Source organism: Citricoccus sp. NPDC055426, assembly GCF_040677445.1.
Lineage (GTDB): Bacteria > Actinomycetota > Actinomycetes > Actinomycetales > Micrococcaceae > Citricoccus.
The window spans coordinates 651240-668089 of sequence record NZ_JBFARZ010000001.1 but is presented as its reverse complement, the minus strand read 5'-3'; the positions used below and the strand labels follow the sequence as shown (position 1 = coordinate 668089).

The 16850-nt window shown below is 67.0% G+C and carries 14 protein-coding genes; 2 read left to right on the top strand and 12 right to left on the bottom strand.

Features of this window, described 5'->3' with window-relative positions:
• Nucleotides 1-12 precede the first annotated feature (12 nt).
• The 10 genes from AB0K08_RS03055 to AB0K08_RS03010 form a co-directional block, all read right to left on the bottom strand.
• On the bottom strand, nucleotides 13-837 hold the full coding sequence (locus AB0K08_RS03055; RefSeq protein WP_363351510.1) for a glucose 1-dehydrogenase: 825 nt from the start codon (nucleotides 835-837) through the stop codon (nucleotides 13-15).
• On the bottom strand, nucleotides 834-3284 hold the full coding sequence (locus AB0K08_RS03050) for a CoA transferase (RefSeq protein ID WP_363351508.1): 2451 nt from the start codon (nucleotides 3282-3284) through the stop codon (nucleotides 834-836). Before AB0K08_RS03050 ends, AB0K08_RS03055 begins: the two co-directional genes overlap by 4 nt.
• The gene (locus AB0K08_RS03045) at nucleotides 3281-4468 is read right to left on the bottom strand and encodes a 2-hydroxyacyl-CoA dehydratase family protein (RefSeq protein WP_363351506.1); all 1188 of its coding nucleotides are present in this window, start codon (nucleotides 4466-4468) and stop codon (nucleotides 3281-3283) included. The genes AB0K08_RS03050 and AB0K08_RS03045 overlap by 4 nt, the downstream gene beginning before the upstream one ends.
• A gap of 167 nt (nucleotides 4469-4635) precedes the next feature.
• Complete coding sequence (locus AB0K08_RS03040) at nucleotides 4636-5904, bottom strand: 2-hydroxyacyl-CoA dehydratase family protein (RefSeq protein WP_363351504.1); 1269 nt, start codon at nucleotides 5902-5904, stop codon at nucleotides 4636-4638.
• Nucleotides 5901-6950: an oligopeptide/dipeptide ABC transporter ATP-binding protein gene (locus AB0K08_RS03035; RefSeq protein ID WP_363351502.1), complete on the bottom strand. Its 1050-nt coding sequence runs from the start codon at nucleotides 6948-6950 to the stop codon at nucleotides 5901-5903. Before AB0K08_RS03035 ends, AB0K08_RS03040 begins: the two co-directional genes overlap by 4 nt.
• Nucleotides 6947-7936 carry an ABC transporter ATP-binding protein gene (locus tag AB0K08_RS03030; protein ID WP_363351500.1) on the bottom strand — a complete coding sequence of 330 codons (990 nt, stop codon included), beginning with the start codon at nucleotides 7934-7936 and terminating at the stop codon, nucleotides 6947-6949. The genes AB0K08_RS03035 and AB0K08_RS03030 overlap by 4 nt, the downstream gene beginning before the upstream one ends.
• Before the next feature lie 8 nt (nucleotides 7937-7944).
• Nucleotides 7945-8838 (bottom strand): ABC transporter permease, encoded by an 894-nt coding sequence (locus tag AB0K08_RS03025; protein ID WP_363351498.1) that lies wholly within the window; start codon nucleotides 8836-8838, stop codon nucleotides 7945-7947.
• Nucleotides 8835-9791, bottom strand: coding sequence for an ABC transporter permease (locus tag AB0K08_RS03020; RefSeq protein ID WP_363351496.1), 957 nt, complete (start codon nucleotides 9789-9791; stop codon nucleotides 8835-8837). Before AB0K08_RS03020 ends, AB0K08_RS03025 begins: the two co-directional genes overlap by 4 nt.
• Before the next feature lie 157 nt (nucleotides 9792-9948).
• Complete coding sequence (locus AB0K08_RS03015) at nucleotides 9949-11493, bottom strand: ABC transporter substrate-binding protein (protein WP_363351494.1); 1545 nt, start codon at nucleotides 11491-11493, stop codon at nucleotides 9949-9951.
• 130 nt (nucleotides 11494-11623) lie between these two features.
• Nucleotides 11624-12487, bottom strand: coding sequence for an alpha/beta hydrolase (locus tag AB0K08_RS03010; RefSeq protein ID WP_363351492.1), 864 nt, complete (start codon nucleotides 12485-12487; stop codon nucleotides 11624-11626).
• Nucleotides 12488-12593: 106 nt separating this feature from the next.
• Here AB0K08_RS03010 and AB0K08_RS03005 point away from each other — a divergent pair, with 106 nt between their 5' ends.
• Together AB0K08_RS03005 and AB0K08_RS03000 are read left to right on the top strand one after the other, a co-directional pair.
• On the top strand, nucleotides 12594-13769 hold the full coding sequence (locus AB0K08_RS03005; protein WP_363351490.1) for a CoA transferase: 1176 nt from the start codon (nucleotides 12594-12596) through the stop codon (nucleotides 13767-13769).
• The gene (locus tag AB0K08_RS03000) at nucleotides 13766-15091 is read left to right on the top strand and encodes an amidohydrolase family protein (protein WP_363351488.1); all 1326 of its coding nucleotides are present in this window, start codon (nucleotides 13766-13768) and stop codon (nucleotides 15089-15091) included. Before AB0K08_RS03005 ends, AB0K08_RS03000 begins: the two co-directional genes overlap by 4 nt.
• A gap of 7 nt (nucleotides 15092-15098) precedes the next feature.
• Here the strand turns inward: AB0K08_RS03000 and AB0K08_RS02995 are convergent, their stop codons facing one another.
• On the bottom strand, nucleotides 15099-16049 hold the full coding sequence (locus AB0K08_RS02995) for an aldo/keto reductase (RefSeq protein WP_363351486.1): 951 nt from the start codon (nucleotides 16047-16049) through the stop codon (nucleotides 15099-15101).
• An 85-nt stretch (nucleotides 16050-16134) separates the two neighbouring features.
• Nucleotides 16135-16806 (bottom strand): SDR family oxidoreductase, encoded by a 672-nt coding sequence (locus AB0K08_RS02990; protein WP_363351484.1) that lies wholly within the window; start codon nucleotides 16804-16806, stop codon nucleotides 16135-16137.
• Between the last annotated feature and the right edge of the window lie 44 nt (nucleotides 16807-16850).

The window sequence follows — 16850 nt, the reverse complement described above, 5'->3', positions numbered from 1 at the left end:
GAGCACAGCGTTTCAGTCCGTGCGAGTCCGTGTGGTGCCGCCGTCGACGGGCATGACCACACCGGTGATGTAGGCCGCCTCGTCCGAGGCCAGGAACGTCGCCGCATAGGCGATGTCGTCCGGCTCGCCGAAACCGGGCAGCACCTTGCTGACGATCGGTTTCGCGGCCTGCTCGGCCGCGGTGTTCGCGATGAAGTCGTTCTTGTACTCGGAGGTGTGCGCCAGTTCGGAGCGGCGGTCGGTCTCGATCGTGCTCGGAGTGATCACATTGGCCCGCACGCCGTACTCCGCCGCCTGCGCCGAGACCGCCTTCGTCAGGGCGTTCACGGCGGCCTTGGATGCGGCGTAGGCGGGCAGAGCAGACTTCACGAGGGCGGCGATCGAGGAGATGTTCACGATCGATCCCGCGCCGGCATCCCGCATCACGGGCAGCGCGTGCTTCATCGTGAGGAAGACGCCCTTCGCGTTGACGTCCATCGTCTGGTCCCAGACGTCCTCGGTCAGGTCGAACAGTTCGGGCGGCTCGATCCCGTACACGGCGTGATTGTTGCAGAGGATGTCCACCCCGCCGAAGGCCCGCACCGTCTCCTCGATGAGGCGGCGGACCTCTACCTCGGCCGCCACGTCGGTCTGCACGAACAACGCGTCACCGCCCGCGGCCCCGATCAGGGCGACGGTCTCCTCGCCGGTCTCCGGTGTGCGACACGCGACGACGACGTTGGCGCCCTCACGGGCGAACATCTCGGCGATCGCCCGGCCGATACCGGTGCCGGCCCCGGTGACGATGGCGGTCTTGCCGCTCAAGCGCCCGGGCCTTGTGGGGGTCTCAGTGCTCATTGCAGGACTCCTTCCAGGAGCAGTTCGATGTACTCCGCCTCGTCCTTGCCGAGACGTTCGGTGATGATCTTCTCGTTGTGCTCGCCGATCTTCGGCGCGGCCGTCACCCTGGCCGGCGTCAGGCTGAGACGGAGCGGTGGCACCTGGTGCGGGAACGCGCCCAGCACCTCGTTCGGCACCTCCCGCAGGAACTGCCGGTGGTTCAGCTGGGGGTCCGCGTCGATGAAGTCGTGCGGGGTCTGGACCGCCGCACCCCGCACTCTGGCGTCCTGCAGGATGCGCATCACCTCATGAGGCTGGCGCGTGCTGGTCCATTGGGAGACGAGCTCGTCGAGCCGATCCTCGTGGCGCTTGCGCCCGGCATGGGTGGCGAAATCCGGGTCCGACGTCCAGTCGGGCGCACCGATCGCGGTGACGAACCGCTCCCACTCCTCGTCCCCGAAGACGGCGATGGCGCTCCAGCGGTCCTCCCCCGCACAGGGGTACACCCCGTGCGGGGCGGCGTTCTCCACCCGGTTGCCCACGCGGTCCTGCTCCCGGCCGTTCACCTGGTAGTCCAGGATGGCCGGCATGATCTGCTGAGCGGTCACCTCGTACATGCTCGCCTCGAGATACTGCCCCTCCCCGGTCCGCCGACGGTGGATCAGGGCGGCCACGACTCCGATCGTGTTGATCAGCGGCACGATGTAGTCGCCGTAGATGCCCGCGCTCGGGGTGATCGGGGTGCGGTCGGGCCAGCCGGTGAGGTGCAGGCGTCCGGAGATGGCCGCACCCGTGCCGTCGATGCCCCATTCCTTGGCCAGGGGGCCGGTCTGGCCGAAGAGGCTGCCGCTGATGTAGACGATATCGGGGTTGATCTTGAGGGCCTCCTGGTAGCCGTAGCCGAGACCGGCGAGGGTGCCCGGCGTGAAGTTCTCGTTGATGACGTCCGCCTGACGGATGAGCCCTTCGATGATCGGCCGCGAGGCGGGGTTCTTCAGGTCGACCGAGAGGCTCTCCTTCGAGGTGTTGAAGTGGGCGAACCACGGCTTGTCGTCCAGGCTTGTGCGGGAAGACTTGGAGAAGCGACGATCGACCCGGGTCATGTCCGGCCGGGTCGACGACTCCACCCGGATCACCTCGGCCCCGTGGTCCCCGAGGAACTTGCCCGTGAGGGAGCCCACCAGTGCCCAGCCGAAATCGAGGACGCGGACTCCGGCGAGAGGACCGGCCGTGTTCGCCGCTTCCTGCCCACCGGCGGAGACGCGCGCGGGCTCAGGCGCCTTGGCCAGCTCGGCGAGCACCGCGTCCGTGTCGGCACCAAGCAAGGGGGCCGGCGTCGTGATGCCGCTGGTGGCGGCGCTCGCCTTGAAGAAGTACGCGGGCAGGTCGATCGGTCCGAGGGCCGGATCCTCCACCCTGGTCCAGTAGTCCCGTGACCGCAGGTGTTCACAGGCGTGGATGTCGCCCGGCTCGTTCGCCACCGTGGCGTTGATGCCGCGGGCGAGCGACTCACGGCGGATCTCCTCCCGCGTGAACCGGGCGAAGAAGGGCCCGATCACCGCGGCGAAGCGATCCCACTGCTCCTGGGTGATCCCGGCCTTGTCGAAGGCGAACCAGTCCTCGACCTCCTGCAGAGCGTGCACCGGCTCGTACTCGCTGATCCAGTCCGACAGGGCCTTGTTCGCTGTGGCACCGAAGGCGCCACCCAGCATGTGCCAGAAGAGGTGACCGTCCCGGCACGGCCAGAACCAGTCGGTGGCCGTGGGCCCGAGCTGGGACTTGTGTCCTTCGCGAGACAGCGCCAGGCCCTCGCTCCAGGCCACGATGGCTGAGGTCATCCGGCTCGCGGCGACCTCCTGGACCGAGACGTCCACATCCTGCCCGTCTCCGGTGCTCTCGACGTGGTAGTAGGCCAGCAGGACGCCGACGGCGGCGGCCACGCCCGCATGGAAGTATCCGGAGTCCAGGGACTCCTTGACCGGTGGCAGATCGGGGTCGCCGGTGTTGTTGAGGACACCGCTCATCGCGACGGCCGTCAGCTCCGAGGCGATGTAGTCCGAGTAGGGGCCCGTCCGACCGAAGGGAGTGACCGCGGCACAGATCAGCCCGGGGTTCTCGGCCCGCAGCTCGGACGGGGCGAGTCCTCGACGCGCGAGGAATCGCGGGTCGGAACTCTCCAGGACGACGTCGGCCGTCCGGGCGAGGGAGCGGAAGGTCTGGACGTCCGTCTCCCGCTCGAGATCGAGCACCACGCTGCGCTTGCCCGCATTGAAGGCACGCCAGTACAGGCTGTTCTCGATTCCGGGTTCGTCCCCCCGGAAGGGCGGCAGGAGCCGGGATGCGTCACCGCCCGGGCGTTCGACCTTGATCACCTCGGCACCGAGTTCGGCGAGGATCTTGCCGCAGACGAAACCCATCTCGTCGCTCAGGTCCAGGACACGCATGCCGTCGAGCATCGGTTTCATTCCTTCTCCTCCGTACTGTCAGTGGTGGTGTTCCTCAGTTGCCCGAGGAACACTGCGATCGATGCGCGCAGGCGTGTCTCGTCCCGCATCGCATAGTCGGTGTCCGGCAGTGCGAGCGTCGGGATCCCGCGCTCCTGCAGTGCTGCTGCCTGGTCCGGGTAGTCCCATCCGTAGGCGCTGTCCCCCCGGAGGTGGATCGCGATCACGCCATCGGGTGCAGCGCCGACGGCCATGTCGACGCGGGCCCCGATGCGGCGCTCACGGCCGAAGGCCCAGCTCTCCGGGAACTTGTACGTCCAACGGTCCGCGAGCGCCTCGAACGGATCAGTTCCGTCTTCGGCCACCGGTGTGTGCGCATACCGCTGTCCGAACTCGGTGTCCTCCCCCACCACGACGGCACCCAACTCCTCAACCAGGCGGACGAAGCCGCTGTGGTCCACGGCGCTGCCGGTGAGGAACACCCGAGGGCGGGAGGCGGACGGCGACGGCGCGTCGCCCAGGTTCGACAGGGCGCCTTCCAGCGACGCATTGAAGGCGGCCTTCGGCATCACCAAGGCGGCCAGGCCGACGGCGTGCGCATCCACCCCCGAGATCTGCGGAGCGTCGCCGGCGCGCAAGGCCTCGACCTCGCGCAGCAATGCACGGGTGTGGTTCACCTGGCGGATCGCCTCCCACAAGCGTTCGGAGGTGACCGTGCGCGGCCCGATGCCGGAGAGCTGCTCAGCGATCAGTTCCATGCCCGCCCTGTTGTACTCGCGGTGCGCCGCGAACGTGCCTCGTGCGCGCTCCAGGTACAGGACGTGGGGGATGTTCGGCGCGCCGAAGACGTCCGAGTAGACCTCGAAAAATCCGGCCGTCTCCCCGATCCAGCGGTCACCACCGGTGACGCACAGGACGGAGCAGGCATCGTGCCGTCCAGTCGCCAGGGCCTCGTAGAGGTACCGGATGCGTGAGGGGGCGGAGATATCGAGGTGGTCGTCGACGAGATCGGGGGTACGCGACAGGTCCCCCGTCAGCAGCATCGGCTGGTATCCCGCAGCGATGGCGATCTCCTCGGGGAATCCCGTGTCCAGGAATCCCAGGGTCGGCGCCGCCGACCCGCCGGACAGCTCCGCCACTGCGGATGCGTCCCACCGGTTCTCGACCACCCGGTGGAAGACCTCGAGAGGTTCGTCGTGACTCATGGCTGCCTCCTGCCCCTAATAGTAAACATAGTATCACTCGCTCGAAGTTTAAAAGTTACATATTGATTGCATGGCTGTCCCTCGTCGACCGGACGCCGGCAGGCGGTGACAGCCGTATGGTCCGTGAAGGAGGTGCTCAGAACTGTTGTCGGGTGCCCAGGGTCATGTCACACCCGTTGACCGTGGACCTGGATGCCCTCGATGAAGTCGGTGACTTGAGCGTGCATCGCCTCTTGGTCCCACGCCTCACTGTCGAACGGCGCATAGTCCAGCTGCAGGACATCGATCCCCGCGCGCTTCAGAGCCAGCGCCATGTAGCGGGATGATGCCACGGTGTCCCGGGTGGCGGCACGTGCCGGCAGCACCACTCCATCCACACCGAACTCGCGGCATTGGGAGATGATCAGCTCCGCGGCGGCCTTCGGGCTGCTGCCCGTGTACTTCATGTGCCGGCGCAGGAACGCGGCGCGCAGCGCGTCCTCGGAGGGATCCTGGATGAGGCGCTTCGCCCGCGGGAGGTACATCGTCTCGATGAAGACCGCACCATGGCTCTCCTCCCATGCATTCAGGAAACCGAGGTTGAACCACAGTGGCGTACCGGCCCAGAGCAGCCGGGTGCGCTCGTTCGGCACGGCCACAGCGCCGTCGGCTGCCCGTTCGGCGACCTCGGCATGTACCCGCTTGACGTGGTCCAGGGCCCATTCCTGCCCGAAGTGCGTCTCGAAGACGGCAACCTCAGAGTAGGCATCGGTCGCGGTGAAGAGGGCAGGACCCGGCCCACCCCAGCCGAGCTGCACGATGCGCTCGTAGTACTCGGACATCTCGTTGGCCCGCATCATCAGGTCCCGCAGGTCCGTCTCGCGGTAGGGCACTCCGGTCAGCTGTTCGAGCATCCGCACCGCGGTGCGCAGCTCTTCGACGGAGAAGTCCACGATGCGGCGGTCGCGCCATTCCGGGCCGTCCCACCAGCCGTCCGGGATGCGCTGCTGGCGGTAGGGATCGTCGGTCATGATCGCCGGGACGTCGAACTCACGTGCGTAGAGCTCGTAGATCCCCGGCTCCTGCATGTAGCCGCCGAAGATCGCGGCCGGTTTGGGCAGCCCACCGTAGGGTGCCCCGTCATCGGGTTCGAAGCAGTATCCGAGGGGAAGGCTCTCGTAGTTCGCCAGCGATGAGAAGTATCCGCGGCGCTCGATGGCCGACTGGTAGTGACCGTAGAGCTGTTTGGCGGCCAGCACCGAGCCGTACTGCACCGGCAGGATCAGATACAACCCCATGGCGTTGAACAGTTCCATCGGCCCGTAACCGAAGACGAATTGCTTCCCCGCCGCGATGTCTGCCCACATCCGTTCGTTGTTGGCACGGTTGAGGGCCGTCGCCTCCCGGACGGACTCGAGCCGCTTCACACTGCGTGCGCCCTGCCATTTCCGGGTCATCGCGTCTCCTGCTGTTCCTGGGTCGCCACCGCATCGTCCAGCGAGGCCAAGGGGGCACCGCCCAGGCGGGGCCCACTCGTGTGCAGGTGGCACCGTGATATCCCCCCGCCTTCGATCTCCACCACCGGCATCGGCTCGCTGCAGACGTCCATGGCGAACGGGCAGCGGCTCTGGAAGGGGCACCCGGGCGGCGGGTTCGTCGGATCGGGGATCTCCCCTTCCAGCACCCTCTTGGTGGTCGAACGCTGGAGTTCGGGCTCCGGCTCCGGAACGGCTTCGAGCAGCACTTGCGTGTACGGGTGCGCAGGCCGCTCGAAGATCCGGTCCACTGGGCCTTGTTCCAGCACCTCACCGAGGTACATCACGGCCACGTGGTCGGAGATGTGGCGAACGACGGCGAGGTCGTGCGAGATGAACAGGTAGGACAGTCCGAGACGCTCCCGGAGGCTCTCCAGGAGACTGAGCACCTGGTTCTGTGTGGACACGTCCAGCGCACTGACGGCCTCGTCACAGATCAGGATCTCGGGCTCCAGGATGATGGCCCGCGCGATCGCGATGCGCTGGCGCTGGCCACCAGAGAACTCATCCGGATACCGGTCGGCGAACTCCGCACGCAGTCCCACCAGGTCGAGTACTTCCTCGACACGGCTCCGTCGCTCCGGGCCGGACATCTTCGTATGCACCTTGAGCGGCTCGGCGACGCTCTGGCCCACGGTGAGAGACGGGTTCAACGAGGAATATGGATCCTGGAACACCATCTGGACCTTGCGCCGATGCGCGCGGAACTCCCGTTCGCTGAGACCGGAGACGTCCGTCCCCAGCAATTCGACGGCCCCCTCCGCGGGGATGAGCCGCATCACGGCCCGGGCGAGCGTGGACTTCCCTGACCCGGATTCACCGACGATGCCGAGCGTCTCGCCGGCCGCGATCGAGAGGTCGACGCCGCGGACGGCCCGAACGGTGGTGCGGTGCCCACCACGCACCACGGGGAAGGACACCTCGAGGCCGGTGGCCTCCAGAACAGTGGGGGACGTGACAGTACTCATCCGGCGACCTCTTCCTTCCATTCCACATCTCGCGTGCAGCGGTTGGCACGCCCTCCGCCGATCTCCAGCAGCGTCGTGGGCTCCAGACACACGTCACGGGCATGGGTGCACCGCGGCGCGAATCGGCAGCCCTCTGCGAACCCGGCGGGTCCGGGCGGAGTCCCGGGGATCCATTCGAGCTGACGGCGCTCTCCACGCAGTCGCGGCATGGAGGCCAGCAATCGCTCGGTGTACGGGTGCTGCGGATCGGCGAAGGTCTCCCGGACCTCGCCGGTCTCGATGATCTGTCCGGCATACATCACGGCCACACGGTCACAGATGTCCGCGACGACTCCCATGTTGTGGGTGATGAAGATCATGGCGAGTCCCAGTTCATCGCGCATCTCGGCCAGCAACGTGAGGATCTGCGCCTGGACGCTCACGTCCAGGGCCGTCGTCGGCTCGTCGGCGATGAGCAGAGCGGGGTTGTTGGCGATCGCCATGGCGATCAGCACCCGCTGCCGCATGCCCCCGGAGAATTCGTGCGGGTAGCTGTCCGCACGGACCTTCGCATTCGGGATGCGCACCTTGTCCATGGCCTCGATGGCCAATCGCATGGCTTCATCCCGGGAGACCCCCTGGTGCAGACGGATGCCCTCAGCGATCTGGTTCCCGACCTTGAAGGAGGGATCCAGGCTTGTCATCGGCTCTTGGAACACCATCGCGATGTCGTTGCCGCGCATCTTCCCCAGATCGCGTTCGGACATGCCCAACAGGTCCTGGCCTCGGAAGGAGGCATGCCCGGACAGGCGCTGTCCGCGACGACGGCCGACGAATCCCATGAGGGTCATGGCCGAGACGCTCTTGCCCGAGCCTGACTCGCCGACCAGGCCGAGGGTCTCCCCCGGCCTGACGGAATACGTCACGCCGTCCACCACCGGCAACCAGCGGCCGTCGATCTGGATCTCGGTGCGAAGATCCTCCACCTCGAGGATCGGGTCTGTCATGTTTCCTGTCACCGTGTGACCTTCTTTCCAATCGAGTCCCTGATGCCATCGCCGAGCAGGTTGAGTGCGAAGACGCTGATCGCGATCATCAGGCCGGGGAAGACGGCGAGCCACGGCGCGCGGTCGATATAGGCGAAGGATGACGAGAGCATGGCTCCCCACGAGGCCTGCGGCGGCTGGACGCCGACGCCGATGAAGCTCAGACCTGCTTCGATGAGCATGACCTGGCCGGCGAGGATGGCGATGTAGACGATCAGGGGCGGTACGACGTTCGGGAGGATGTGGCGGACCAGGATCTGCCCCGAGGGTGTCCCGATGCTGCGTGCCGCCTCGACGTAGGTCTCCTCCCGGACTCCGAGGACAGAGCCTCGCACGAGCCGGATGGCGCCGGGGGCCAGTACGATGCCCAGCGCGATCATGGCGTTGTTCAGGCTGGGGCCGAGGATTCCGGCGATGGCGATCGCCAGGAGGATCCCGGGGAAGCTCATCAACACGTCGGTGACGAACATGATGACCTTCTCCACCCATCCGCGGAAGAAACCGGCGGCCAGTCCGAGGGTCACGCCGATGGCAACGGTCAGGGACGTTCCCTGTAGTGCGGCCACGAGGGAGACCTGCGTACCGGAGATCAACCGGCTGAGCAGATCGCGGCCGAGTTCGTCGGTGCCCAGGAGGTACCCCGGGCTGCCGGGTGGCAGGAGCACCGCACCGAGGCTCGTCACATCCGGGTTGTACGGGCTGATCAGGCTTCCGAAGAGGGCCACGAGCACGACGACGGCCAACGTGATCAGTCCGGCGATCGCCAGTTTCTGCTGGGCGAGCCGCCTGAGGAAGCCGACTCGCTTCGGAGGGGCGACGGGCAGGGTGGTGGCGCCGGCAGGCGCTGGAACTGTCTGAGTCATGACACCCGTACTTTCGGGTTGAGAACGGTGTAGAGGACATCCGTCAGGAAGTTGACGATGATCACGATGACCGTGGTGACGAGCACGATGCCCTGCAAGACCGGGAGGTCCTTGGCAACGACCGAGTCGATGGCCAGGGTCCCCAGCCCGGGGATGTTGAACACCTTCTCCACCACGACAGAGCCGCCCAGTAGTCCCGCCATCTGGTAGCCGATGACGGTGACGACCGGCATCGAGCCGTTCTTCAGGGCTCGCGTCCACAGCACGCGGCCTCGGCTCAGCCCTTGGGCGCGGGCTGTCCGGATGTAATCCTGGGTCAGGATGTCCGAGACCGAACTCCGGGTCTGACGTTGCAGTTCCGCGCCGACCGCCAGGGCCAAGGCGATGGCCGGCAGGATGATGTGCGCGAGCCAATCGACCGGATCGTCCGTAAAGTCCGTGTATCCGACTGCGGGGAACAGCGGGATGGCGAAGGAGAACAGCAGGATCAGGATCATGCCGACCCAGAAGTTCGGGGTCACGATCCCCAGCGTGGAGAGGACCGTCGTCACCCGGTCAGCGATCCGACCGCGGAAGGCCGCCGCGAGCATTCCGACCAGGACGCCGCCGACGACGGCGAGGATCATGGCGGACACCGCGATGGACAAGGAAGCCGGGAACCGATCGGCGATCAGCTCCGTGACCGGGGCGCGGTAGATCAACGAGTCACCGAGATCACCTGTCAGCAGCCCGCCGAGCCAGCTGAGGTACTGCACGGCCCAAGGGCGGTCGAGGCCGAGTTCACTCCGGATGAGTGCGACCGTGGCGGGATCTGCGTCCTCACCCGCCAAGGCGATCGCGGGATCGCCCGGGACCAGCGAGGCCAGGCTGAAGACCAGTAGGGTGGCCATCACGAAGACGAGCACCATACGGCCGAACCGCAGACCGATGAAGCGCAAGGCGCCGAGGGTCAACTTCGGATGTGTTCTGCGCTTCCCGGCTGCCTGAGGCCCGGTCGCAGTAGGTGTCGCCGTCATCTGGAGATTCCTTTGCTCTGATCGTCGTCTGCGCGGGGGGGGGATCCAGTGGGGAGGGAGCCCCTCCCCACTGATGGGTTTCCTGAGGGGTCGTCTACTTCTTGACGCCGACGCCGTCGAGGATCGGGTAACCGGCCTGCCATTCCTCGACGCCGACCAGGTCCTCGCTGTATGCGACGGTGTAGTTACGCCACATGACCGGGATATAGGCCGGGATCGTCTCGCGGGTCACCTCACCCGTCTCCTGGAGGATCTGTTCGCGTTCGCCCTCGTCTGCCGTGACTTGCGCCTCCTGGATGAGGTCCATCAGTCCCGGAACCTCAACACTGCCCGGATTGCGGACCGTGTCGGTGCTGAGATGGCGCCAGAGGAACGGGGTCGCATCGATATCCGGCACCAGGTTCTGCGTAGCGATGGGAATCGTGGGATTGGTCCAGGTGGCCTCCGCGACGCCGGCCCCCGGCGGGAAGGTGAGCTCGACGTCTACACCGATCTCCGCCCAGCTCGCCTGAATCGCCTCAGCGTAGGATCTGTTGTTCGCCTGGGCGGCCATCGTGTACGAGAAGCCCTCAGGGTAGCCTGCCTCGGCGAGCAGCTTCCGGGCGCCCTCGATGTCGTAGGGGATCTCGTCCAGCGCGGAGTTGAAGCCGAAGCGCTCGGGAGCGATGAACTGGTTTGCCTCGGCGCCCCGACCGAAGGCGAGGCCGTTCACGATGCCATCCCGGTCAATGGCCATGGCGAGCGCCATGCGCACCTGCGGGTCGGCCAGTTCGGGAGCGAGATCGGGATTCAGGCTGATCCCCACCAGCTGCGCACCGCGGACCTCATACGTCGACAGGCCAGCTGCCTCCACGGCGTCCGCCTGTGACGGTTCCAGGACGGCCATGTCGATCTCCTGAGACCGGATGGCGTTGGCCATGGCCACGGGGTCCTCGATCCACCGCAGTGTCAACCCGGCAACGTTGACCGTCTCAGGGTTCCAGTGATCGGGGTTCGGCACGAAGTCGACCTGCACACCTTCGACGTCATTCTCCACCAGGTACTCCCCGGTACCCACTGGAGAGGCGAAATCCCCGGATTCAACAGTCTCCGAGCTGAGGATGAGGCCCGCTCGACCAGCGAGGACCTCTGGAAAACCCACATTGGCGCCGGTGAGCGTGATGCGCAGATGGTGGTCGTCTACGACCTCCACGTCGCTCATCTCCGCCAGATCGGCCCGGGTGTTCGAGCCCTCTCCTGCGTAGTACTCGAGAGTGGCTTTGACATCCTCTGCGCCGAAGGCCGTGCCATCGTTGAACTGGGTATCCTGACGCAGTGTGAGGTCCCATGTCGTACCGCCGTCGGCAGAGTCCCATTCCTCTGCGAGGCCGGGGACCAGGTTCAGGTCCGCGTCCAGACCGATGAGGTTGTCATAGACGAGCTGGTAGATGGGAACGATGGTGGCGCCCGGCATCTGGGATGGGTCCCAGGAGTTCTGCAGGAATCGGACACCTACGGAGATCGTCCCCTCCGGATCGGTCTCTGCGGATGCGGACGATTCACTCGAGGTGCCTCCGGCGCATCCAGCGAGAAGCATCGCGGTGAGGGTCAATCCGACACCTCCGGCCAGGGGACGGCGTCGCTGCGTGTTCTTGTGCATGTCACTCCCTATGAGACGGACCAGCCAGTGTATTGAAGATCATCAACCCATGTAATCAAAATCACCCGGTCGATGTGAACGATGTTACACATCTTTCAGGGAGTGTCAACGAAACTGAGCGAGTTGCGAGCTACGCCGCGAGCACCCCTCGAAGCCACCCGGCAAGCCACTCCGGCCGGTCCGTGTGCACGTTGTGGCCCGCGTCTTCAACCACCTGGACGGACGCCTGCGGCACCCGCTCGAGGAACTCCCTGGCCTCGTCATCCGCCAAACCACCCCGCCCGGCGCGCAGGAGGAAGGTCCGCGTCGCAGCCTGCTCGAAGGAACGCCAGATCGAGTCGCGTTCAGCCGCCCGGAGCGGCACGGCGTCCACGAATGCCTCGTCCCACAACCACTCGCGAAGTCCGTCTGCCCGTAGCCGGGTATCCCGGACCAGCGCGCGCTCGAGTGCGCGTGGATCGCGGTGCGGCATGCGCTCCAGCATGGCCTGCACCAGTTCATCGAGAGTGCCGGCGTGCATACGGGTGGGGTCGCTGACCCCGACGCGGTGCGGGGTCGCATCGATGACCGCGAGCGTGCCGACCCCACCCAGGACAACTGCTGCGCGGGCAGCGACGAAGCTGCCCAGTGAGTGACCGACCAAAGTGGAAACCGTCAGGCCGGCCCCGTCGAGCGCCTCGCAGACCATGTCACCCATTGCACCCACCCGGTAGCCCTCGACCGGCAGACGATCAGACTCTCCATGACCCGGCAGGTCGATCGCCAGCGCGGGGACGCCCAGCCGCAGCAGGACCCCATTCCAGGTGCGCGCCTGGAGTCCCGCTCCGTGCAACAGTGCCAGCCGCGGTTCCCCCTCACCCCACTGGAGCGCACTCAATTCGCCAGCACCTGAGGTCAGGCGTCGCCTCCGCACAGTCGGCACCGGGACTCCGAGTTTGCCCGCATGGGAAGCGATGGCATCCAACTCCGCATCCAGCTGTTCTTCGCCACGCATCAGCTTTCCTCCCGATCGCCTTCTATGCACTAAACCTTCTCCGAACGTGTGCACATAAGTTACTCTATTCATTCGGATGGTCTGCGTCACAGAAGGAAGGACTCTGATGTCCGGACAGCAAAGCCGTGGGCGGGTGAACCGACACACCGAGGTGCTACCCGACCTCCCGCAGATCATCCCCTCGCTGGCGGACCCATGCTGCGGTGACGACGTCCGATCCGCCGCTCAGAAGTGGGAGAGCACGGGTGCGGCCGCACTCACCGCGGCAGGTGCCACGCCCCCCGGGGACGTGATCGGCCGCATGGACTCCGCTGCGCACATGCTGCGGAGCCTCGCCGGCGAGATGGGGACAACCCTCGAGGTAGACGGCGGCTGTCTCCTCTCCGAACGGGCCCGCCTCACCGGGATCGATTCAGCACCGCCCGAGGGGAGAACGCTCCGGGGCGCTGGGTTCATGCTCCGGCACCCGGAAGGCTGGGCGGCGTACAACGTGGCGCGCCCATCGGACGAAGAGGCGCTGAGTGCGCTCACGGGCGGTCGGGTCACCTGTCCAGAGGCCATGGCGCTCCAGGACTGGGCCACCAAGACATCACGCGCAGAGGCCCTGCGGACCGCGGCGCTGCTGGATATCGCGTCCGCACCGGTCGGCCGTCCCGGACAGGTCAGGGCCACCCCACCGTTCGAATTCAGCCACCCGACCCCTGCAGCGCGCCCCAGGCTGGAGGATGTGCGGGTCGCCGATTTCTCCTCTTTGTGGGCCGGGCCGCTCGCTGCCGCCCTGCTCGCCCAGGGGGGTGCACAAGTGCGCCGCTTCGAAGCCCACAACCGCCAAGAGGCCCCGCTGCCCGCCGACGCCCCTTTCGTGCAACGACTGAACGGCGCCAAGGAACGGGTCTTGTTCGACACCCGGGACCGCGACGCCATCGCCGCTGAACTCACCCACGCCGATGTGGTCATCGTCTCTGCGCGGCCCCGTGCCCTTCGAAAGCTGGGCCTGGTACCTCGGCTGGGCCAGATCTTCGTCCGGATCACGGCACACGGTGAGACGGGGGCGGACGCCGAGCGCATCGGCTTCGGCGATGACTGCGCCGTGGCAGCAGGGGCGGTCGGTTGGGTCGAGGGGCGCCCGGTGTTCGCAGCCGATGCGCTCGCCGACCCCGCGACCGGTCTGCTCGCCGCCACCGCAGTGATGGCCCTCCTACATGCCGGCGCCACCGGCGTCGTTGACCTGAATCTGCACAGGACCGCGAGTTGGTTGGTCTCGGGCGGGAGCGAACAGTGATCACTTGCGTCCTCAACGCCGACGTCGGCGGTCTCGCCGGCCAACGCGTGGTGCTCCGGGACGGCGTGGTGGAGGACATCTCTGCGGACGGGGTTGCCCCGCGCGAGGCCTCGGTGATCGATGCCCGCGGCGGGGCCCTGATCCCGGGGCTCCGCGATCATCATGTCCATGTCCGCTCGGCGGCCGCGCGCCGCACGTCCATCGAGGTCGGCGATCTCAGCGGCAGGGACGAGCTCGCAGCACGGATCCGATCGCACCTGCAACCCGGTCGCGCGCTGAGAGCCGTCGGCTATGACAGCGACCGCCTCGGCCAACTCACGCTCACCGATCTCGAAACCCTCCTACCCGGCGCACCTCCGATACGCATGCAGCACCGAAGCGGACACCATTGGGTCCTGAACACCGCCGCACGCGCCCTGGTCACCTCCCGCGGCTTCGCGGTCCCGCCCGATGGGGTCCTCTGGGACGAGGACACAGCGCTCTCCGCCTTTCCTTCCGTCGTCACGACTGCTGCTGTCACCGAGGAGTTCCGCCGCATGCGTGCACGAGGGGTCATCGGAGCGGCAGACCTCACCGTCACCAATGCCGCGGAGGATGCCGACGTCCTGCGCTCGACGGCTGCTGGGATCATCGACGTCTCCGTCTTCGGCACCCCTGATGCCGCCCGGAGGGGAGGCGTGGACGGCGTCAAGCTGCTGGTGCACGATCACCTCGGCACGTCCCCGGACCAGCTCGCAGAGTCCATCTCTTCCGTCCCGGCGGTACCCTTCGCACTGCACGCGGTGACGGATGCAGCACTCGCTCTTGGTCTGGCCGCCTGTCACGACGGACCAGACGACGTGCCCGCCAGGACGATTCGTTTCGAGCATGCCTTCATCTGCCCACCCGACGCGGTGACCGCCATAGCGGCCTCCGGCGCCTCCGTCGGCGCCCATCCCGGATTCATCCTGACCCAGGGCGATCGGCTCGTCACAGCGCTGACCGCTCCGGAGCGGCAGTGTTATCAGCCGCTCCGCTCGCTGGTCGATGCGGGCGTCGCGCTCTACGGAGGAACGGACGCGCCATATGGGACCTCCGACGTCTGGGCTGCGATGCAGGTCGCCGTCGTCCGGCGCACGCCCGGGGGCCACGCACTCGGTGCCCACGAGTCGCTGACACCCGAGGAGGCCTTGGCGATGTTCTCCACCCACGGCTTGCGTGACGAGGCCGCGGCCCCCACTGTTGCGGTCGGTGACTCAGCGGTCTGCCTGCTCGACCGCCCGTGGAGCATCGCCCGCACGGCACTCGCCAGCACCCGAGTGGTCACCGTCCTCGACCACTGACGTCAGGTCATGAGCCTGCAGTCAGCTCGTCGAAGACTTCGGCGGCCACGGAGTCCCACCCGTTCAGGCTCGTCTGAAGCTGTTCTGCCGTGCGGGCGCCGACGATCGGCGCTGTCACCCCTGGTTGACGAGCGGCCCAGGCGGCGGCCAATGCGGCCGGAGCCACACCGGCCCCGTCTGCCAGGTGGCGCAGCCGGCCGACGATCTCGAAGGCACGGTCGTCGACGAACGATGCCGTCATGGCTGCGCGCGCGCTGCCGGACACGTCCTCTGCAGAAGCGAAGCGCCCACTCAACAAGCCCGAGGCCAGCACGAAGTACGGGAATCCGTGCAGCCCGAACTCTTCGATGACCGGGCGATACCCCGTCTCGAAGCCCGTACGATCGAGCAGGTTATACCGAGCCATGACGGCCACGGGACGCCGGGCCCCGATCTCGTCCGCGACCCGGATCCACTCCCGCATCCGTTCCGGACTGAAGGTGGACACCCCGATCCCTCGGGCCAGTCCGTCGTCGATGAGTGCGTCGAAAGCACGCACGCTCTCCTCCAACGGGACGGTGGGGTCATCTCGATGCGCGTAGAAGAGATCGATGTGGTCGGTGTGCAGAATCCGGAGGGACTCCTCCGCGCCCCGGCGGATGTTGGCAGCACTCAGTCCCGGAGTGCGGGTGCCACCTCCTACCTTGGTGGCGATGACCAGGTTGTCCCGTTGCTCAGGACTGCGCGTCGCCAGCCACGAGCCCAGCACACCCTCCGCGGATCGGTCATCGTCGCCGGGGCCCTCCCAGTCCGGGGCCGTGTACACATCCGCTGTGTCAATGAGAACCGGTCCGCTGCCCGCATCGACCAAGGCATCGAGGATGCGATGCGACTCGACTCGATCTGCGGTCCACCCGAAGACGTTCGTGCCGAGCCCGATCCGCGGGTCGAGTGCGCACAACTGATCACTGATACTCATGAACTCCACCTACTCCCCGAGTAGCACCCGACGAAGCCCCCCGGAACCAGCATCCGGCTCAAGATCCCAACCACCCGTTTCCCGCTCAGATGACCGAGGCGCCGCCGTCGATCACGATGGCCTGACCGGTCGTGTAGTCGGCGCGTGGGGAGAGCAGGAACGCGGCCACGTCGGCCACATCCGCTGCCGAACCCGGCCCCGCCAGCGGCACGGCAGCCTGGTCGATCACCCGGCCGTCGCGGGGATCGTCAATCCCTCCCGGACACACCGCATTCACCCGCACCCCGTCACCCGCACGACGAGCACCGGCCTGGCGGGCGAGTTGAAGGACCGCCGCCCCCATGGCCGCATACTCGGCACTGGCACCCGGAACGTCCCAGGATGCTGCCGTGGTGGACTGCATCACGATGCTGCCTCCACCCAGAGCGGCGAGGTGGTCAGCCACCGCATCCAGTGACCCGATCGCCTCGGCCAGACTCGATGCCCCGGCCATATCCCCGAGCCAGGCGAGTTGGACACCCCCACGCCAGCCCGCCGCAGCGGCCAGGAGCACGTCCACACCCTGACCCGTGGTGCCCGACATGACCTCCCCGCCGGCCTCCCGGAGTGCGGCCGCCAGTTCGTCAGCCACCCGGTCGGACTCATCCACGAGCAGCACGGCGGCCCCCTCGTGCACCAGCCGCCGAGCGACGGCCTCACCGATGGCCGATCCGGCCCCCGTCACCAACGCCGTCTTGCCCTTGAGTTCGAGATCCATCAGATTCCCCTTGCCTCTCCACGTCACCGCGTCACCGCGTCCCG